This window comes from Sphingopyxis sp. Geo25, from assembly GCF_949769135.1.
Lineage (GTDB): Bacteria > Pseudomonadota > Alphaproteobacteria > Sphingomonadales > Sphingomonadaceae > Sphingopyxis.
In genome coordinates this window covers 783,825-803,135 of the sequence record NZ_CATKOZ010000001.1, presented here as the reverse complement: position 1 = coordinate 803,135, position 19,311 = coordinate 783,825, and the positions used below count along the sequence as shown (strand labels likewise).

Annotated in this window: 15 protein-coding genes and 1 tRNA gene; 9 read left to right on the top strand and 7 right to left on the bottom strand. The window is 65.0% G+C overall.

Annotated elements, in window-relative coordinates:
* The first annotated feature begins 356 nt into the window (after nt 1–356).
* Entirely contained in the window at nt 357–2,072 is a 1,716-nt protein-coding gene (gene rpsA / locus QOL68_RS04065) for a 30S ribosomal protein S1 (protein ID WP_058454098.1), read from the top strand.
* A 208-nt stretch (nt 2,073–2,280) separates the two neighbouring features.
* Nucleotides 2,281–2,559 carry an integration host factor subunit beta gene (locus QOL68_RS04060; protein WP_054587431.1) on the top strand — a complete coding sequence of 93 codons (279 nt, stop codon included), beginning with the start codon at nt 2,281–2,283 and terminating at the stop codon, nt 2,557–2,559.
* A gap of 134 nt (nt 2,560–2,693) precedes the next feature.
* Here QOL68_RS04060 and QOL68_RS04055 read toward each other — a convergent pair whose 3' ends face one another.
* Entirely contained in the window at nt 2,694–3,461 is a 768-nt protein-coding gene (locus QOL68_RS04055) for an ABC transporter permease (RefSeq protein WP_058454099.1), read from the bottom strand.
* Nucleotides 3,458–4,402: an ABC transporter ATP-binding protein gene (locus QOL68_RS04050; protein ID WP_282947166.1), complete on the bottom strand. Its 945-nt coding sequence runs from the start codon at nt 4,400–4,402 to the stop codon at nt 3,458–3,460. The genes QOL68_RS04055 and QOL68_RS04050 overlap by 4 nt, the downstream gene beginning before the upstream one ends.
* 89 nt (nt 4,403–4,491) lie before the next feature.
* Here QOL68_RS04050 and QOL68_RS04045 point away from each other — a divergent pair.
* The 6 genes from QOL68_RS04045 (at nt 4,492) to QOL68_RS04020 (ending at nt 11,964) form a co-directional block, all read left to right on the top strand.
* Nucleotides 4,492–4,577 (top strand) — tRNA-Leu (locus tag QOL68_RS04045).
* 146 nt (nt 4,578–4,723) lie between these two features.
* Nucleotides 4,724–6,217: an ABC transporter substrate-binding protein gene (locus tag QOL68_RS04040; RefSeq protein ID WP_282947164.1), complete on the top strand. Its 1,494-nt coding sequence runs from the start codon at nt 4,724–4,726 to the stop codon at nt 6,215–6,217.
* A 42-nt stretch (nt 6,218–6,259) separates the two neighbouring features.
* Nucleotides 6,260–6,682 (top strand): DUF4112 domain-containing protein, encoded by a 423-nt coding sequence (locus QOL68_RS04035; protein WP_282947162.1) that lies wholly within the window; start codon nt 6,260–6,262, stop codon nt 6,680–6,682.
* Nucleotides 6,683–6,772: 90 nt separating this feature from the next.
* Nucleotides 6,773–8,884 carry a prolyl oligopeptidase family serine peptidase gene (locus tag QOL68_RS04030; protein WP_282947160.1) on the top strand — a complete coding sequence of 704 codons (2,112 nt, stop codon included), beginning with the start codon at nt 6,773–6,775 and terminating at the stop codon, nt 8,882–8,884.
* Between the two features lie 197 nt (nt 8,885–9,081).
* On the top strand, nt 9,082–10,476 hold the full coding sequence (gene pgmG, locus QOL68_RS04025) for a phosphoglucomutase/phosphomannomutase PgmG (protein ID WP_282947157.1): 1,395 nt from the start codon (nt 9,082–9,084) through the stop codon (nt 10,474–10,476).
* 147 nt (nt 10,477–10,623) lie between these two features.
* Entirely contained in the window at nt 10,624–11,964 is a 1,341-nt protein-coding gene (locus QOL68_RS04020) for a dicarboxylate/amino acid:cation symporter (protein ID WP_502957372.1), read from the top strand.
* A gap of 262 nt (nt 11,965–12,226) precedes the next feature.
* Here QOL68_RS04020 and QOL68_RS04015 read toward each other — a convergent pair whose 3' ends face one another.
* From QOL68_RS04015 to QOL68_RS04000, 4 genes are read right to left on the bottom strand one after another with little or no spacing between them, the layout of a single operon-like run.
* The gene (locus QOL68_RS04015; protein ID WP_282947154.1) at nt 12,227–13,543 is read right to left on the bottom strand and encodes a mannitol dehydrogenase family protein; all 1,317 of its coding nucleotides are present in this window, start codon (nt 13,541–13,543) and stop codon (nt 12,227–12,229) included.
* Nucleotides 13,540–14,952: a glucuronate isomerase gene (gene uxaC, locus QOL68_RS04010; protein WP_282947152.1), complete on the bottom strand. Its 1,413-nt coding sequence runs from the start codon at nt 14,950–14,952 to the stop codon at nt 13,540–13,542. Before uxaC ends, QOL68_RS04015 begins: the two co-directional genes overlap by 4 nt.
* Nucleotides 14,949–16,256, bottom strand: coding sequence for an MFS transporter (locus tag QOL68_RS04005; RefSeq protein ID WP_282947150.1), 1,308 nt, complete (start codon nt 16,254–16,256; stop codon nt 14,949–14,951). The genes uxaC and QOL68_RS04005 overlap by 4 nt, the downstream gene beginning before the upstream one ends.
* A 24-nt stretch (nt 16,257–16,280) precedes the next feature.
* Complete coding sequence (locus QOL68_RS04000) at nt 16,281–17,066, bottom strand: 2-keto-4-pentenoate hydratase (protein WP_282947148.1); 786 nt, start codon at nt 17,064–17,066, stop codon at nt 16,281–16,283.
* A 173-nt stretch (nt 17,067–17,239) separates the two neighbouring features.
* On the opposite strand from QOL68_RS04000, the gene QOL68_RS03995 reads away from it, so the two are divergent.
* Entirely contained in the window at nt 17,240–18,292 is a 1,053-nt protein-coding gene (locus tag QOL68_RS03995) for a LacI family DNA-binding transcriptional regulator (RefSeq protein ID WP_204993948.1), read from the top strand.
* Between the two features lie 6 nt (nt 18,293–18,298).
* Here QOL68_RS03995 and QOL68_RS03990 read toward each other — a convergent pair whose 3' ends face one another.
* Entirely contained in the window at nt 18,299–19,309 is a 1,011-nt protein-coding gene (locus tag QOL68_RS03990) for a sugar kinase (RefSeq protein ID WP_282947146.1), read from the bottom strand.
* Nucleotides 19,310–19,311 lie beyond the last annotated feature (2 nt).

Sequence of the window (19,311 nt, the reverse complement as noted above, 5' to 3'; positions counted from 1 at the left end):
CTCGTCGCCTTTGACTTGATCCGGGGTCGATTCGAGCGGCGGGGACATCGACCCTGGATCAAGTCCGGGGTGACGATGAAAGCGAGGTTTCGCCTTGCTTTTGCGCACCCTCCGCCATATATGCGCGCCGTCCGACAGGCTTTGGCCGGTCGAGGCACGGACAAACCGCCGCTCTTCGAACATGAGCGTCGGGCGTGACGGGATGCACTCGTCGCGCCCTTTTTGCTTTGCTCCTGCCCCGATTGGCAAAGGCTGGAAGGATGTCCTGCATCGCATCCGGCGGGCAGGACAGATCGGCCAAAAGACCAGCGGAACCAACCGCTTGGCCGGAACAGATGAAGTAAGGAAGAACCCATATGGCCTCTACGGCTTTTCCGTCGCGCGACGATTTCGCCGCGATGCTCGACGAATCGCTGGGTGGTGCTGATGGCGGCTTTGAAGGCCGCGTCGTCAAGGGCACCGTGACCGCGATCGAAAATGACCTGGCAGTGATCGACATCGGCCTGAAGAGCGAAGGCCGCGTGCCGCTTCGCGAATTCGCGATGCCGGGCCAGAAGGCCGACCTCAAGGTCGGTGACGAAGTCGAAGTCTATGTCGACCGCGTCGAAAACGCCAATGGCGAAACCATGCTGTCGCGCGACCGCGCTCGCCGCGAAGCCGCCTGGGACCGCCTGGAAGAAGAATTCAACAAGGAAGCCCGCGTCGAAGGCGTCATCTTCGGCCGCGTCAAGGGCGGCTTCACCGTCGATCTCGGCGGCGCCGTCGCGTTCCTGCCCGGCAGCCAGGTCGACATCCGCCCCGTGCGCGACGTTGGCCCGCTCATGGACCTTCCGCAGCCCTTCCAGATCCTCAAGATGGATCGCCGTCGCGGCAACATCGTCGTGTCGCGCCGCGCCATCCTCGAGGAAACGCGCGCCGAGCAGCGTTCGGGCCTGATCCAGAACCTCGAAGAGGGCCAGATCATCGAAGGCGCGGTCAAGAACATCACCGACTATGGTGCGTTCGTCGACCTCGGCGGCATCGACGGCCTGCTCCATGTCACCGACATGAGCTACAAGCGCGTCAACCACCCGAGCGAAGTCATCAACATCGGTGACACCGTCCGCGTCCAGATCATCCGCATCAACCGCGACACGCAGCGCATCAGCCTGGGCATGAAGCAGCTCGAAAGCGATCCGTGGGAAGGCGTCGCCGCCAAGTACCCGGTCGGTGCGAAGCTGTCGGGCACGGTCACGAATATCACCGACTATGGTGCGTTCGTCGAACTCGAACCCGGCATCGAGGGCCTGGTCCACGTCAGCGAAATGTCGTGGGTCAAGAAGAACGTCCACCCCGGCAAGATCGTTTCGACCAGCCAGGAAGTCGACGTCATCGTTCTCGAAGTCGACAGCGACAAGCGCCGCATCTCGCTCGGCCTCAAGCAGGCTCAGTCGAACCCGTGGGGCGCCTTTGCCGAGGCTCACCCGGTCGGTTCGGTCGTCGAGGGCGAAGTCAAGAACGCCACCGAGTTCGGCCTGTTCATCGGCCTTCCGGGCGACGTCGACGGCATGGTCCACATGTCGGACATCGCTTGGGGCATCTCGGGCGAAGAAGCGCTGCACCTCCACCGCAAGGGCGAGAATGTGCAGGTCGTCGTGCTCGACGTCGATGTCGAGAAGGAACGCATCAGCCTCGGCATCAAGCAGCTTGAAAAGGGCGCTCCGGCCGTTGGCGGCGCCAACACTGCCGGTTCGGGCTCGCTGAAGAAGAACGACGTCGTCACCGTGTCGGTCCTCGAAGTCCGCGACAACGGCCTCGAAGTGCAGGCTGGCGAAGATGGCGCCACCGGCTTCATCAAGCGCGCCGACCTCGGCCGCGACCGCGACGAACAGCGCCCCGAGCGCTATCAGGTCGGGCAGAAGTTCGACGCAATGGTCACCGGCTTCGACCGTTCGAAGAAGCCCAGCTTCTCGGTCAAGGCAATGCAGATCGCCGAAGAGAAGGAAGCCGTCGCGCAGTACGGCTCGTCGGACTCGGGTGCGTCGCTCGGCGACATCCTCGGCGAAGCGCTGAAGGCCGGCAAGAAGGACTGATAATTTCGTCCCTCTGCCGTCAGGCAACAGAAAAGGCCCGCGAAGTGTCCCTTCGCGGGCCTTTTTCTTTCAGTGATATATTTTGACCGAACAGTGATTCATGATACTCTCCGGGCCGCGTTGGGAGGGGTCCTCACGCAATCCGAACCGGCAAAGACCGGATGGCCTGCATCCCGCGGGGTGCGCGTGATATGTCAAGGGGAAGCAAATGATCCGGTCGGAACTGGTTCAGAAGATCGCGAGCGAAAACAGCGACTTGCGCCTTGAAGAGGTCGAACGCATCGTCGACGCCTTTTTTGATTCGATCGTGGATCAACTGGCCTCGGGCGGCCGCGTCGAACTCCGCGGCTTCGGGGCCTTCTCGACCCGCTCCCGCGAATCGCGCACCGGCCGCAACCCGCGCACCGGCGCTCCGGTAGCTGTGAAAGCGAAGGCAGTCCCTTATTTCAAGCCGGGCAAGGAAATGCGCGAGCGTCTGAACGACTGATCGCGCGTCTCAAGCCTTCGTCATTGCGAACCCGGCGAAAGCCGGGCGAAGCAATCCCGAACGGTGAGCGCACAGCGTGGATCGACGCATCGCTTCGCGCCTCGCAATGTCGCGGAAGAGGAAGGGTCGCGGCCTCAATTCTTGAGGCGGTAACCCGTTCGAAACACCCAGAAGATCACTGCCAGGCATAGCGCCAGGAACAGCGCAACCGCCCCCATGCTGACTTCGATCCCGACATCGCCCTGCCCGAAAAAGGTCCAGCGGAATCCGCTGATCAGATAGACGACGGGATTGAACAGCGTGACCGCACGCCACGCCGCGGGCAGCATGTCGAGCGAATAGAAAGCACCGCCCAGAAAGGTCAGCGGATAGACGACGAGCAGCGGGATCACCTGCAACTGCTCGAAACTCTGCGCCCAGATACCGATGATGAAGCCGAACAGGCAGAAAGTCACCGCCATCAGGATCATGAAGGCGACCATCAGCAGCGGGTGCGCCACCTGCACATCGACGAAGAAATGCGCGGTCGCAAAGATGATCGCACCGATGATCACCGATTTGGTCGCCGCCGCGCCGACATAGGCGATCAGCAGTTCGAGCGGCGACATCGGCGAGGATAGCATCTCGTAGATCGTCCCCGTCCATTTGGGCATGTAGATGCCGAAGCTCGCGTTGCTGATGCTTTCGGTGAACATCGTCAGCATCATCAGGCCCGGCACGATGAACGCGCCATAGGGCACGGTGCTGACGTCGCTCATCCGGCTGCCGATCGCCGAGCCGAAGACAACGAAATAGAGTGTCGTCGTGATCACGGGCAGCATCAGGCTGGTCCAGAACGTACGCCCGAAGCGCGCCATTTCGAACAGATAGATGGCACGAATGCCGCGTAAATTCTTGATCATGCGGCGCGTTCCTCGGTCTTCGTCTCATGTACCAGCCCGACGAAGATATCCTCGAGCGAACTCTGTTCGGTGTGGAGGTCCTTGAACTGGATGCTGAGGTCACTCAGCCGCCGCAGCAGCGACGGCACGCCCGTCGCCTCGGCCTGGCTGTCGAATTCATAGACCAGTTCATGTCCCTCGCCGGCGAGCACCAGATTCCACTGGGCCAGTTCGGCGGGCACCGCATCCAGCGGGTCGGCGAGGTTGAGGGTCAGCGTCTTGCGCCCCAGCTTTTTGATCAGCGCCTCCTTCTCCTCGACCAGGATCAGCCTGCCCTTGCTGATCACCCCCACGCGGTCGGCCATCTCCTCGGCCTCTTCGATATAGTGGGTGGTCAGGATGATCGTGACGCCGCGCTCGCGAAGACCGCGCACCATGTTCCACATGTCGCGGCGCAGCTCGACGTCGACACCCGCGGTGGGCTCGTCGAGGAACAGGATGTCGGGCTCGTGGCTCAGCGCCTTTGCGATCATCACGCGGCGCTTCATGCCGCCCGACAGCTCCATGATCTTCGCATTGCGCTTGTCCCAGAGCGACAGATCCTTGAGCAACTGCTCGATGAAGGCCGGATCGCTGGGCTTGCCGAACAGCCCGCGCGAAAAGGTCACCGTCGTGATCACCTTCTCGAACGCGTCGGTATGCAGTTCCTGTGGCACCAGCCCGATCATCGAGCGCGCGGCGCGATAATCGCGCGCATGATCGTGCCCGCCCACGGTCACCGTCCCCGCGCTCGGCGTGACGATGCCGCAGACGATGCTGATCAGCGTCGTCTTGCCCGCGCCGTTCGGCCCTAGCAGCGCGAAAATCTCGCCCTTGTTGATGGTAAGGTCGACACCGGCCAGCGCCTGGTGTCCGCTCTTGTAAGTCTTTCCGAGGCCGGAAATGTCGAGGACGGCAGTCATGCCATCGCGTCTAGCCGAGCCGCCGCGCAGCGGGAAGCCGCAAACATCGCTTGACCTCCACCGGGCCATCGGCTTGACCCGCAAGCCAAGCGGACGTGGCGAAATTGGTAGACGCAGCAGACTTAAAATCTGCCGTCCTAGTGACATGCGGGTTCAAGTCCCGCCGTCCGCACCAAAGTCATATCGGGAGGTCGAATCGCCGCGGCCGCGTTTCGGCTCGCCTGACGCGCTCGATCCGGATCCGCTGGCCGGCCGAACGGCCACCGCGGATACGACAAAGCCGTGGCCTTCGCTCCGGTGCCGTCCTAGGATAAGGCCATAATGCGCCCAATTCGTTCTGCTGTCGTCCTTCTGCTCGCCGCCTCCACCTCGCTCGCGCTCGCGAGTTGCGGGCTGTTCGGGTCGCGCGGGCCCGTGAAGATCGCGGCGATCGGATCGCTCAACCCCGCTTCCACGCCGCTGAGCGGTGAACTCTCGGCCGCCAATGCCGCCTTGCTCGACGCGTCGGCGCAAGGGCTCGTCGGTTTCGACGGCGACGGCCAGATCGACGTCGGGCTCGCCGATCGTTGGACGGTCACCGCCGACGGGCGCAGCTATATCTTCCGCATCCGCGAGGCCAAATGGACGAACGGGCGCAAGGTGATGGCGGAGGATGTTGCGGCGACGCTGCGCTCTTATCTCGCGCCCGCCAGCCGCAACCTGCTCAAGGATGATTTTCCCGAGATCGACACGATCAAGGCGATGACCGACAGCGTGATCGAAATCCGCCTGACCGTGCCGCAGCCGAACATGCTGGAATTGCTCGCGCAGCCGACGATGGCGATCGTCTACAAGGGGATGGGCTGGGGGCCCATGCGCGCGAAGCGGATCGGCCGCGCCGTGCTGCTGTCGCCCGTTCCCGACCCGCTCGCCGAAGATCCCGACGCGGCGGAGGCGGCGGCGAACGATCCAAAGGCGTCGATCGAACTTGTCGGCACCTCGCCGGAGGGCGCGCTGGCGCGGTTCAAGAACGGTTACGCCGACGGCGTCCTCGGCGGGCGCTTTTCGACCCTCCCCTATTTCATCGCCTCGGACATCGGCCGGTCGCGGCTGGTCGTCGATCCCGCGCCGGGGCTGTTCGGACTGGTCTTCACCCGCGCCGAAGGATTTCTCGCAATCGATGCTAACCGCGACGCGCTGTCGCGCGTCATTCGGCGCGAGCGGCTGGTCGACGCCTTCGGGCTCGCCGAATGGCAATCGCAGGTCGCGATGCGCCCCACCGCGCACCGCCGCGACGGCGGCCCGGCACCGATCCCGCCGGCCTGGAACGATTATGACGATCCCTCGCGCCTCGTGCAGGCGCAGCGCGTGGTGGATGCCTGGCGCAGCGGGGGACGTGCGATCGCTCCGCTGCGCATCGCGGTTCCCGACACGCCGGGCGGCCGCATCCTCTATGCCTATGTCGCGGCGGATATCGCCCGGCTGGGGATCGAGACGCGGCGCGTCAACATGGCCTCGACTTCCGACCTTCGCCTGATCGACGAGGTCGCGCCGAACGACGACGCGCTGTGGGCGCTGCGCCGCCTGTCGTGCCAGCGCGACACGCTGTGCAATCGCGAAGCGCAGGAACTGATCGACCAGGCGATGGCGAACATCGACGCGGGCCAGCGGGCCGAACAGGTCAGCGAAGCCGAAGCGGTGCTCGCGCGCTACACCCCCTTCATCGCCCTCGCATCGCCGCTCCGCTGGTCGGTCGCCTCGCAGCGGCTGACCGGCCTGCGCCCGAACGCGCGCGGCGCGCACCCATTGAATCGCCTGATCACGCCCCCCAATTAATGTGGCGGCGCTTCACCCCCGAGCGCTTTTGAAAGGACCCGCATGGCCCCTTCGACTCCTAATCCCGACGCGATTTTCGACGCGCTGATTCAGAACCGGCGCGATCCCGCTTCGCTGCGCAAGCGGGTCGAGACGCTGGAAATGCTGCTCGAACGCAGCTTCGTCATTCCCGGCATCAACCGCCCAGTCGGTCTCGACGCGATCGTCGGGCTGGTTCCCGTCGTCGGCGATGTGATCACTGCGACGATGGGCGCTTATCTGATCTGGGAGGCGCGCAATCTCGGCATGTCGAAATGGCAGATCTGGCGGATGGTCGGCAATCTGGGCGTCGATACCGCGCTCGGCGCGGTGCCGCTCGTCGGCGATGCTTTCGACTTCCTGTTCCGCTCGAACACGCGCAACCTCAAGATCATCAAGAAGCATCTCGACAAGCATCATCCGGGCACGATCATCATCGATCAATAGGGTCGCCCTCCCCCTTCCCCTCGGGTGTCTGGTGGTGCTAGCACAGCGCTGCCATACGCGCCGCCATACCCCAGGGGAGAATTCCAAGACATGATCCGCGCTACCCTCGCCGCGCTTGCCCTCGGCTCGTCCTTCGTCGCCGTCGCTGCGGCGGCGCAGGACGCCAAAGACCCCTATCTCTGGCTCGAGGATATCGAGGGCGCGAAAGCGCTCGACTGGGTCAAAAAGGAAAATGCCGCCACCGACAAGCTGATCCGCGGCCGCCCCGGTTTCGAGAAGGACCGCGAACGCGCGAAGGCGATCCTCGACGACGACCGCCAGATCGCCGAACCGGGCGAGGTGATGGGCGACACGATCACCAGCTTCTGGCGCGATGCCACCAATCCGCGCGGTATCTGGCGCCAGAGCCCGCTCGACGCCTATCTTGCGGGCAAGCCCGTCTGGACCACGCTGATCGACGTCGACGCGCTCGGCAAGGCCGAGAAGCAGAGCTGGGTCTGGCACGGCGCCGATTGCCTCGCCCCCGACTACAAGCGCTGCCTCGTCTCGATCAGCCCCGGCGGCACCGACGCCGATATCGTCCGCGAGTGGGACCGCACGACAAAAAGCTTCGTCGCGGACGGCTTCACCCTGCCGCAGGCGAAGAGCAGCGTGACATGGGAGAATGCCGACACCTTGCTCGTCGCGACCGACTATGGCGCGGGCAGCATGACCGCATCGGGCTATCCGCGGATCGTCAAGCGCTGGAAACGCGGCACGCCGATCTCGGCCGCCGCGACGGTCGCCGAGGGCGAAGCCGCGGACGTCGGCATCAACGTCTTCGCCTTCATGGACGGCGACAAGCGCCGGACGATGATCAGCCGTAACAAGACCTTCTACACCAGCGACATCCTGTTGCCGAACCCAGGCGACGGCGATTTCGACCGCAGCGTCATCCCCGACACCGCCGACATCCGCGCGGTCATCGACGGTCAGGTGATCATCTTCCTCAACGAGCCCTACGCCGATTTTCCCGCGGGCTCGCTCCTCGCGCTGCCGCTCGATATCCTCGCCAGCGGCGGTCAGGTGCCCTTCGTGCCGGTGATGACGCCGACGAAATCGCAGGCGATCGAAAATGTCGCCGCGAGCAGGAATGTCCTGTGGGTCAAGGCACTCGACGACGTCGAGGGCAAGCTGTTCGCGCTTCGCCGCGACCAGCCGAACGGCCGCTGGAGCCAGACGGAAGTGCCGGTCGCCGCCAATGCAACGATGAGCATTGCCGGAACCATCGACGACCGCGACCTCGCCTTCGTCACCGCCGAGACGATGCTGATGCCGCCGACGCTCTATGCCGTAGGCGAGAGCGGCGCGCCGCAGGTGGTGCAGAGCCTCCCCGCGACCTTCGATGCGAAGAATATGCGCGTCGAAAAGCGCTTCGCGACCTCGAAGGACGGCACCAAAATACCCTATTTCCTCGTCCGCAAGGCAGGCGCGGCCGGCCCGGTCCCCGCGCTCGTCCACGCCTATGGCGGCTTCCGCGCTGCGCAGACGCCCGGCTACCTCACCGGCCAGCCCTATCGCGCCGGCCCGCTCGGCCTGTTCTGGGTCGAGGACGGCAATGCCTATGTGCTCGCGAACATCCGCGGCGGCGGCGAATATGGCCCGGCATGGCACCAGGCGGCGCTCCGCGAGAAGCGTCAGAACAGCTTCGACGACCTCCATGCCGTCGCCGAGGATCTCGTCGCGACCGGCGTCAGCGCAAAGGGCAAGATCGCGATCTCGGGCCGTTCGAACGGCGGCGTCCTCGTTGGCGCGGCGATGGAGCAGCGCCCGGACCTTTACGGCGCGGTCATCTCGGGCTCGCCGCTCAAGGACATGAAGCGCTACAACAAGCTGCTCGCGGGCGCTTCGTGGGTCGCCGAATATGGCGATCCCGACAATCCCGACGACTGGGCCTTCATGTCCAGATATTCGCCCTATCAGAATATCCGCAAGGGCGTGAAATACCCGCCGATCTTCCTCTATCTCTCGACCAAGGACGATCGTGTCCATCCCGGCCACGCGCGCAAATTTGCGGCGCGGCTGACCGAATATGGCAACACGGTCTATTATCACGAATATCTGGAAGGCGGCCATTCGGTCGGCGCCGATCACGCCGAGGATGCGGTGCGCGCGGCGATGCTCCACGCCTTCCTGACGATGGAACTCGCCGGGAAGAAATAGGGTCGGCCCCTGCGGCGGGCACCGTCATTGGCTGGGTGGCGCTGCGCGCGGCCCGCCGCGGTCCCATCGCAGATTGCCTCCACCCGCAGGAATTTGGGGTTTCGCCCGCCGCATACTTTGGCAGTGACTTGTCATCGACCTGTCGCGATGGCAGGCAATCCGGCGATTACCGAAACAAGCCAGCGAGCCAACACCCGATGACCCATATATTTCACGCCTCGATGCTCCGCGAATATGACATCCGCGGGGTGGTCGGCGACACGCTGTCGGCGGCCGACGCCTATGCGATCGGGCGCAGCTTCGCGACGCTAATCAAGCGTGCGGGGGGCAAGCGGATCGCCGTGGGCTATGACGGGCGCCTGTCGTCGCCGATGCTCGAGGCTGCCCTGGTCGAGGGGATCAACGCGGCGGGCATCGACGCGCTGCGCGTCGGGCTCGGCCCCACGCCGATGCTCTATTACGCCGCCTCAACCGAGGATGTGGACGGCGGCATACAGATAACCGGCAGCCACAACCCCCCCGACTATAACGGCTTCAAGATGGTGTTTCAGGGGCGTCCCTTTTTCGGCGCCGACATCCAGCGGATCGGCGAAATCGCCGCCGCGGGCGACTGGGAAGCCGTCGATGCCGGGGGCGAAGGCACGTCGGAGAGCATCGACATCGTCGACGCCTATGTCGACCGTCTCGTCGCAGGCTTCGCCGGCGGCGCCTTCCGCATCGGCTGGGACGCCGGCAACGGCGCGGCGGGCACGGTGATCGAAAAGCTCGCGGCGCGGCTTCCGGGCGAGCATCATCTTCTGTTTACCGACATCGACGGCCATTTCCCCAACCACCATCCCGATCCCACGGTCGAGGCCAATCTGGCCGACCTGCGCAAGCTGGTCGCGGAGAAGAGCCTCGATTTCGGCGTCGCTTTCGATGGAGACGGCGACCGCATCGGCGCGATCGACGGTCAGGGCCGCGTAATCTGGGGCGACCAGCTGCTCCAGATCTATGCCGAGGCCGCGCTTCAGGAGATTCCCGGCGCGACGATCATCGCCGACGTGAAAGCGAGTCAGGCGCTGTTCGACCGCATCGCCGAAATGGGCGGCAAGCCGTTGATGTGGAAGACCGGCCACAGCCTGATCAAGGCGAAGATGAAGGAAACCGGCAGTCCGCTGGCGGGCGAGATGAGCGGGCATATCTTCTTCGCCGACCGCTATTACGGTTATGACGACGCGCCCTATGCCGCGGTGCGGCTGATCGAGGCGGCGCACAAGCTGGGCAAGAGCGTGACCGAACTGCGCGGCGACATGCCGGCGATGGTCAATACGCCCGAAATGCGCTTCCAGGTCGACGAGGTGCGCAAGTTCGCCATTGTGGACGAGGTTCTCCAGCGACTGAGCAGCGCGGGTGCCAATGTCGACCGCACCGACGGCGCGCGCGTTATGACGAATGACGGCTGGTGGCTGCTCCGCGCGTCGAACACGCAGGACGTGCTTGTCGCGCGTGCCGAGGCGAAGGACGAAGCGGCGCTCGAACGGCTGATCGCGGCGATCGACGACCAGCTCGAACAGTCGGGTGTCGTGCGCGGCCCGCAGGCAGCGCACTGACCCGACGCTGCCCACAGGCAGCGCACTGGCCAACGCTTCCGTACCGTCTGGTTCCGGCTCGATCGGGCAGCGCGCGGCCTGGTCATGGCGCGTCTTGCGCGGGATGTGCAGCGGCGGCAAAGTGCCGCGCTCGGGAGGGTATCACGCGTGGCCGCTATTACGATCGATCAAACCGGACAGCCGCCGGCCGAGGCCAAGCCTTTTTACCGTCACCTCTATGTTCAGGTGCTCGCCGCGATCTTTTTCGGCGCGCTGATCGGTCATTTCTGGCCGGCGACGGGCGAAGCGCTGAAGCCCCTCGGCGACGCCTTCATCAAGCTGGTGAAGATGATCATCGCGCCGGTGATCTTCCTGACTCTCGTCACCGGTATCGCGGGGATGAGCGAACTGCGTTCGGTCGGCCGCGTCGCGGGTAAGGCCTTCATCTATTTCCTCTTCTTTTCGACACTCGCGTTGATCGTCGGGCTGGTGGTCGCCAATACGGTCCAGCCGGGCGCCGGCATGAATGTCGATCCCGCGACGCTCGATACCGCGGGGGTCAGCGGCTATGTCGAGAAGGCGGCGCACAACAGCATCGTCGATTTCCTGATGGCGATCATCCCGACCACGCTGATCTCGGCGCTGACGGGGGAATCGCTCCTGCAGGTGCTGCTGGTGTCGATCCTGTTCGGCATCGCGCTGTCGATGGTCGGCGAACCGGCCGCTCCCGTGCGCGACCTGTTCGAACGCGTCGGGCTGGTGGTCTTCAAGCTCGTCGGGATATTGATGCGCGCGGCGCCGATCGGCGCGTTCGGCGCCATGGCTTTCACCATCGGCAAATATGGCATCGAATCGCTCGCCAATCTCGCCGGGCTGGTCGCGACCTTTTACCTGACCTCGCTGATCTTCGTGCTCGTCGTGCTCGGCGCCGCGGCGCGGCTCGCGGGTTTCTCGATCCTGAAGCTGATCCGCTACCTCAAGGCCGAACTGCTGCTGGTGCTCGGCACCTCGTCGTCCGAAAGCGCGCTGCCGAGCCTGATGGAGAAGATGGAGCGCGCGGGCTGCGCAAAGTCGGTCGTCGGGCTGGTCGTGCCGACCGGCTATTCGTTCAATCTCGACGGCACCAACATCTATATGACGCTCGCCGCGCTTTTCATCGCGCAGGCGTGTAACGTCGACCTGTCGCTCGGCGACCAGATCGCGCTGCTGCTGATCGCGATGATTTCGTCGAAGGGCGCCGCGGGCGTCACCGGCGCGGGCTTCATCACGCTGGCCGCGACGCTGTCGATCGTGCCGTCGGTCCCGGTCGCCGGCATGGCGCTGATCCTCGGCGTCGACCGCTTCATGTCGGAATGCCGCAGCCTCACGAATTTCATCGGCAACGCCGTCGCGACCGTCGTCGTCGCGCGCTGGGACAATGCGCTCGACCGCGACCGGCTGCGGCGGGCGCTCGATGGCAATCCCCCTTCGACGCTTGCGGCGGCGCCAACCGAGCAAGACATGGATTAGGGTCAGGGCCCATTCATTCCACGTTCGAGGTTTGAAGCGATTTTGCTCAGGGCGAGGAGAAAAGGCGAAGGAATATGTCAATATTTCGAGACTTTTCGACGAAGCCATGGGCAAAATCGGTCAAATCCCGCAGGGACGCCGAAATGGCTTCGATCTCAGGCTCGCGCGACCTTGCGGGTAGCGATGCTACCCGCTGCACCCGCCCAGGCCCGATATCTTCGCCATTTCGACGCCTCGAACGTGGAATGAAGGGGTCCTGACCCTAGGGCCGCCAGGGCGAGGCGATCAGTCCAGACGGCCCGAATATCCGCTGTACCGCATCGGCGCCGGCTGCCGCTGCCTTGAGCGGCGCGGCGAGCGGATCGTCGATCGGGCGGTCGCTCCGCAGAAGGTCGATCCACGCGGCGACCGCCGTCTCCAGCGCCGGGCAACGCCCGCCCCGCGCCTGATGCCACGCCAGCGTTTCGAGCCAGCGCTGCGGAATCTTCTGACTGCCGTCCATCGCGATCTGGATCAGCCGGTGATGCAACGCCGGATTGGCGAAACGATCGAGAAGCGCATCGGCATAGGCGCCAAGATCCTGCCCCCGCGCCGCGTCGATCGTCGGTGCGGCTTCGACGCGCATCAGCCGTTCGATGACCGGGCGAATCGCGGGGTCGGCGATCGCCCGATGGACGAATTCATGCCCCCTACCCAGCCCGATATAGGCGAGCGCCGAATGGGCGCCGTTGAGCATCCGCAGCTTTGCGGTCTCATAGGGCACGGCGTCGGCGACCAGTTCGGCGCCGACAGCTTCCCAGCGCGGGCGCGGGCCGGCAAAATCATCCTCGATCACCCACTGGCTGAAGTCTTCCGCGATGACCGCGCCCTCGTCACGGACGCCGAGCGCCGCTTCGACGGCGGCACGATCGGCGTCGGTTGTCGCGGGAACGATGCGGTCGACCATTGTCGCGGGGCAACGGCATTCGCGGTCGAACCAATCGATCAGATCGGGATGTTCGGCGGCGAGATACTGGCGCATCAGTGTCTGCAAGGCCGCACCATTGCCCGTGAGATTGTCGCAGCTGAGCAGGGTCAGGCCGGTCAGGCCAGCCGCCTTGCGTGCCGCCAGACCGGCGCCGGCGAAGCGGTAGAGGCTCGATGACCCCCGAGCAGCGTCCAGATCGAGCGAACCGCCGGGGCGGCGCATGTAGCCTTTCTCGGTGACGGTAAGGCTGACGATGTGCGTCGTTGGCGCGGCAATGGCATCGACAACCGCCTGCGGATCATCGGCCGCAACGATCACCTTTTGCACCGCACCGATCAGGCGCAGGGCGGTTCCTGCGGCGCTGCGCCTGCTCACCGTATAGAGCCCGTCCTGCGGGTTCAGCTGTGCGGCGACGTCGCCCGAGCGCAGCGATACGCCGATAATGCCCCAGTCGCGGTCGCCGGTCCCCATCGCAGCGTCGGTATAGAGTGCCTGATGCGCGCGGTGGAACGCGCCGATGCCGATATGGACGATTCCCGGCTTCTGATCCGCGCGGTCATAGTCCGGCACCTGCACCGACACAGGGAGCGGCGTCTGCGCCGACAGCCTCACAGCTTGTACGCGGCCTTGGCGAGATTGTAGCTCAGGTCGATCGCAAGCTCGGCCGCCTCCCATTCTTCCATCCGGTGCTCGGCGACGAGTCCGGCAAGGAAGCCGCAATCGATACGCCGCGCGACATCGTGGCGCGCCGGGATCGACAGGAAAGCCCGCGTGTCGTCGTTGAAACCCACCAAATTGTAGAACCCCGCCGTCTCGGTCGTCTGGCTGCGGAACCGGCGCATCCCCTCGGGGCTGTCGTGGAACCACCACGCCGGGCCGAGCTTCAGCGCCGGATAATGGCCCGCGAGCGGCGCCAGCTCCCGCGCGTAACTTGTCTCGTCGAGGGTGAAGAGAATGATCGTGAGCCCCGCCTCATTGCCATAGCGGCCGAGCAGCGGACGCAGCGCATGGACATAATCGGTGCCCGTCGGGATATCGGCGCCCTTGTCGCGGCCATAATGCTCGAACAGCCAAGAGTTGTGATTGCGGAACGCGCCGGGGTGTATCTGCATGACGAGCCCGTCATCGAGGCTCATCCCCGCCATCACCGTCAGCATATGGGCACGGAACAGCTCGGCATCGGCGGGGCTGACCTCGGCGCCCGTAACGCGCGCGAACAGCGCCTCGGCCTCGGCGTCCGACAGGTCGGCGGTCGCTGCAGTCGGGTGGCCATGGTCGGTCGAGGTCGCACCCATCGCCGCAAAATAGGCGCGGCGATTGCGGTGCGCGGCAAGATAACCGGCGTAACTAAAGGCATCTTCGCCCGACAGCTCGGAGAAGCGCGCAAGATTGTCGCGGAAGCGCTCGAACTCGGGATCGACCACCGGATCGGGGCGATAGGCGGTAATGATACGCCCGCTCCATTCGCCGCTCGCATTGGCGGCGCGGATCGCGGCGTGATGATCCAGCGTATCGAGCGGGCTTTCGGTCGTCGCGATCACCTCGATCCCGAAGCGGTCGAACAGCGCGCGCGGGCGAAAGGGGTCGGTCGCCAGCGCCTCGGTGATGCGGTCGTAATAAAGGTCCGACGTCTCGGCCGAAAATTGTACGTCGAAACCGAAAACCTCGGCGAACACCCAGTCCATCCACATTCGCGAAGGGGTGCCGCGGAAAAGATGATAGTTGCGGGCGAACAACCGCCAGCTTTCGCGCGGATCGGCGTCGCGATTGCCGATGCCGAGCGCATCGAGCGATATGCCCTGCGAATAGAGCATCCGGAACAGATAATGGTCGGGATGCAGCAGCAGCTCCGCCGCATTGCCGAAGGGCGCGTTATCCGCGAACCAGCTTGGGTCGGTGTGCCCGTGCGGGCTGATGATCGGAAGGCTGGCCACCTCCGCGTACAATCGGCGCGCAATGTCGCGCTGCCCCGGATCGGACGGAAAGAGGCGGTCGGGATGCAGGGTCAGCGGACGCGTCATGCCGCGGCAGCTTCGCTCTCTATTGCAACGGGCGCAAGGCGCGGGGTGAGCAGGTGGATTGCCAGCACCGCGAGGAAATAGACCACCGTGCAGGCAGCGAAGATGATGGTGTAATTGCCCCCCGTCGCATCGAGCACCAGCCCGGTCGACTTTGCCATGATCATTCCGCCGATACCGCCCGCGAAACCGCCGAGCCCGACCACCGAACCGACTGCGCGTTTCGGGAACATGTCGGGCGGGATCGACAGGATCGTCGACGAAAAGGCCTGATGCCCCGCCAGCGCGATCCCGATGAGGAGAACCGCGAGCCACATATTGTCGAGCCCCGAGACGAACAGCAGCGGCAGCACGCAGCATCCCGCACCCAGCATCGTCGCCTTGCGCGCGAAATTGACGCTGTGCCCCGTATGGATCAACTTCGACGACACCCAGCCCCCCAGGATGCTGCCGGCGTCCGACAGCAGGTACATGACGACCATCGGCAGCAGCACGACCTTCAGGTCGACGTCATAGGTCGTGCTGAAATATTTCGGCAACCAGAAGAGCATCAGGAACCAGACCGGGTCCGTCAGGAACTTGCCCAGAGCATAGGCCCATGCCTCGCGCTTGGTGACGACCGCGCCCCAGCCGAGCCGCTCGATCTTCTCCGGCGGGTCATGCTCGATCCACGCGAGCTCGGCGGTGCTGACCTTCCCGCTCTCGCGCGGATTGCTGTAGAGCCAGAGCCACAGGAGCAGCAAGACGACGCCGAACACACCGGTGACGATGAAGGTTTCACGCCAGTCGAAGCCGAGGATACGCATGAAGAGCGCGATCGTCGGGGCGGTCAGGATCACGCCGATCGTCGTCGCGCTGTTGACCCAGCCGATCGCGTAGGACCGCTCCTTTTGCGGAAACCATTCGCTCGACGCGCGGACGACCGCGGGGAAATGGCCCGCCTCGCCGACCCCCAGGATGACGCGCGCCATCATGAAGGAGACCACCGACGAAGCGAAGCCGTGCGCGACATGGCCGATCGTCCAGATCGCGATCGCGATTCCATAGCCGATCTTCGGCCCGAAGCGGTCGATCAGCCAGCCCATGAGCAGGAAGCCGAGCGCATAGGCGGCCTGAAAGGCGGTGACGACGTTGCCATAGTCGTTCTCGCTCCACCCGAGTTCGTCGCCGAGCGTCGGTGCGAGCAGGCCGAGCATGGTGCGGTCGATATAGTTGACCGTCGTCGCGGCAAAGAGCACCGCCACGATCAGCCAGCGATAGCGACCCGTCCGCGGTACGGCGCCTGCGTCCGCGATTGCCTCTGCCATATATCTCTCCCGCTGGTCTGTCTCTTATCCTGTAATTGCACAGCCGACGCGGATTTCTCCGCCAAAGAGCGCATCGCCCCGTTGGCCGGGCCGGATTTCATGGATTCCGGTGATCGCCCCGGTCGACACCCAGGTGCCGGGGGTGATCGCGATACCGCGCGCGCGCAGGGTGCGGATCAGGAAAAGCGCCGATCCGAACGGACCGTCGAGCATCGTTTCCATCGTCGCGGCGCCGACCGGTGCATCATCGACGAAAAATTCGACGGGCATGCGGATCAGGTCGGCATCGCGCCAGCCGGGGATCGCGGGGCCGAGGATCAGCCCCTTGTTATTGCCATAGTCGGAGGCCGTGACCGCCGGGCCATGCTGGTTGATCGCGGGAAAGGGCGAGCTTGCGATCTCGATGCCGGTGCGCACCTCGATGATGCAATCCTTCACCGAATCCATGTCATAATCGCGCGTGCCGACATCGCCCAGACGCAGCAGGACTTCGGCCTCGGCCGCCGCAAAACCGTTGGCATAGACCGGCATTACGGGGCGCTGCCCCGCACTGCCGTCGAAAATCTCGTCGCTGAAAATGGGGCCGGTCAAGCGGTTGTCGCCATAGGTGCCGACCAGTTCGGTGGCGATGCGGCCGACCTTCCAGCCGCCGACACGGCGCCCGTCGGACGCGATTGCCGCATCCTGGATCGCATAGGCCTCCGCCATGCTCGCGGGCATCGTGCCGGGATACGAGGTAAGCGGTGTCTTTTTTTGACGCGCCGCGAGAAACGCCTTGGCGATATTCTGCTGTTCGTTCGTTGCCGGCATCTTTGTGATATCCCTCTTCCGCGGAATGCTCTAAAAGACACCGGTGTCAAAAGCAAGCGAATAGCCGTGGCCGCGGTTGATTTTGCGTGGCCAAGCCTTCACTAGGGACGGTACCGGCCAAAAACGGGGCTTGGCGCTTCAGGTACGCGGCGCGGTGGAGAGAAAGCGTTATCATGGCGGCACGCGCGGGCGGACAAGGTGGCAAGCAACCGACGATCAACGATGTCGCGGCGCTCGCGGGGGTTTCGAAAAAGACGGTCAGCCGCGTCATCAACCGGTCCGAGTTCATCAGCGAGAAAACCCGCAAGTCGGTGCAGCAGGCGATCGAAACGCTCGGCTTCGTTCCCAATCCGCAGGCGCGTGCGCTCGCCTTTCGCCGCAATTTCCTCATCGCGCTGCTCCACGACAATCCGAACGCGCAGACGGTGCTCAATTTCCAGCAGGGCGTTCTCGACGCGATCAAGGACAGCGATCTCGCGCTGCTCGTCCGCCCGGTCGATCGCGGCTCGGACAAGCTGCTCGACGACGTGCGCCTGTTCCTCGAAAAGCAGCGCCCGATCGGCGCGATGCTGCTGCCGCCGATTTCGGAGAATGACGATCTTGCGAAACTCTGCGAGGATCTGGGCGTGCGCTATGTCCGGGTCGGATCGGCGCCGCTCGACGATGCTGGGCATTGCGTGTCGTCGAACGACCGCGAGGTCGTCGCCGAGGCGGTCGGCAAGCTGATCGCGCTTGGCCACCGCCGCATCGGCTTCGTGCGCGGCCCCGCCGGCTTCCGCTCGGCCGCCGAACGCGAAGAGGGATTCCGCGCGGCGCTCGCCGCGGCGGGCCTGTCGCTTCCCGACGAACTCTACGCGCCCGGCAACTATCGCTACACCGCGGGAGTCGAGGCGGGCGAGGCGATGCTGTCGCTCAAGGAACCGCCGACCGCCGTTTTCGTGTCGAACGACGAAATGGCAGCAGGCGTGATGAGCGTTGCGCATGGCAAGGGTCTGTCGGTTCCCGCAGACCTGTCGATCATCGGTTTCGACGATTCGCCAACCGCGACGCATATCTGGCCTGCGCTCAGCACGGTGCGCTGGCCGATCCGCGAGATGGGATCGCGCGCCGCGCGCACGCTCGTTGCCGATTTCCTCGGCTCCAGCGCCAAGGCGGCCGACGATGAAAATCCGGTGATGCCGTCGACCTTCATCGAACGCCAGTCGGTCGCGCCGCCGCGCGGCTGACCTGCCCTATCGCCGGACGTCGAGCGCCCCGGAATGGAAGGCGTCGATGTCGCTTTGTCCGAAGCGGCTGGCATCGCCCGGCAGCGAATGTTTGAGGCAGGCGAGCGCGAGTCCGCTTTCCGCCATCGCGCGCGCATCGCCGCCCGACAGATGCGCATGAAGCACCCCCGCTGCGAAGGCGTCGCCGGCGCCGATGCGGTCGACGATGCCCGTCACATCGACGTCGGCCGTCTGGTGGCTTGCGTCGCGCAGGTCGATGCGTGCCGCGATGCGATGATGGTCGGCGGTGACGGCGTGCCGCGCGGTCGATGCGATCAGCCTGAGGTTCGGAAAGGCGGCAAAACCCGCTTCGGCCGCTTCCCGCCGCCGATCCTCTCCCTCGCCGCTGAACGCGCGCTCAAGCACGAGCGACAGGTCGCGGTGGTTGCCGAACAGGATATCCGCGGTTCCGATCAACTCCGACAGGATCGCACGCGGATCGCCGTCCCACGCGTCCCACAGCATGGCACGATAGTTGCCGTCGAAGCTGACCGGCACGCCCAGCCGCTTCGCCGCGCGCGCCGCCGCCAGCGCAGCTTCGGCCGAGCGTGGCCCGAGCGCGGGGGTGATCCCCGACAGGTGCAGCAGCCCCGCCCCCGCCAGCAATCGGTCGAAATCATAATCGTCGGGGCCGGTCGCCGCGAAGCTCGATCCCGCACGGTCGTACACGATTTCCGACGCGCGCAGCCCGGCGCCGACGCTCAGGAAATAGAGGCCCATCCGCCCGGGGTGACTGGTGACGGCGCTACAATCGACACCGGCGCCGCGTACCGCCGCCACCGCTCCGCGACCCAGCGCGTTGGGTGGGATGGAGCTGACCATCGCGCAGTCGTGGCCGAGATGCGCGAGGCCGATCGCGACATTCGCTTCGGCGCCGCCGACATGAAGCGACAGCGCGGGCGACTGCATCAGCAGCTCGTTGCCCGGCGCGGTCAGGCGGATCAGCAGTTCGCCGAAAAAGACAAGGCGGGCGGTCATGG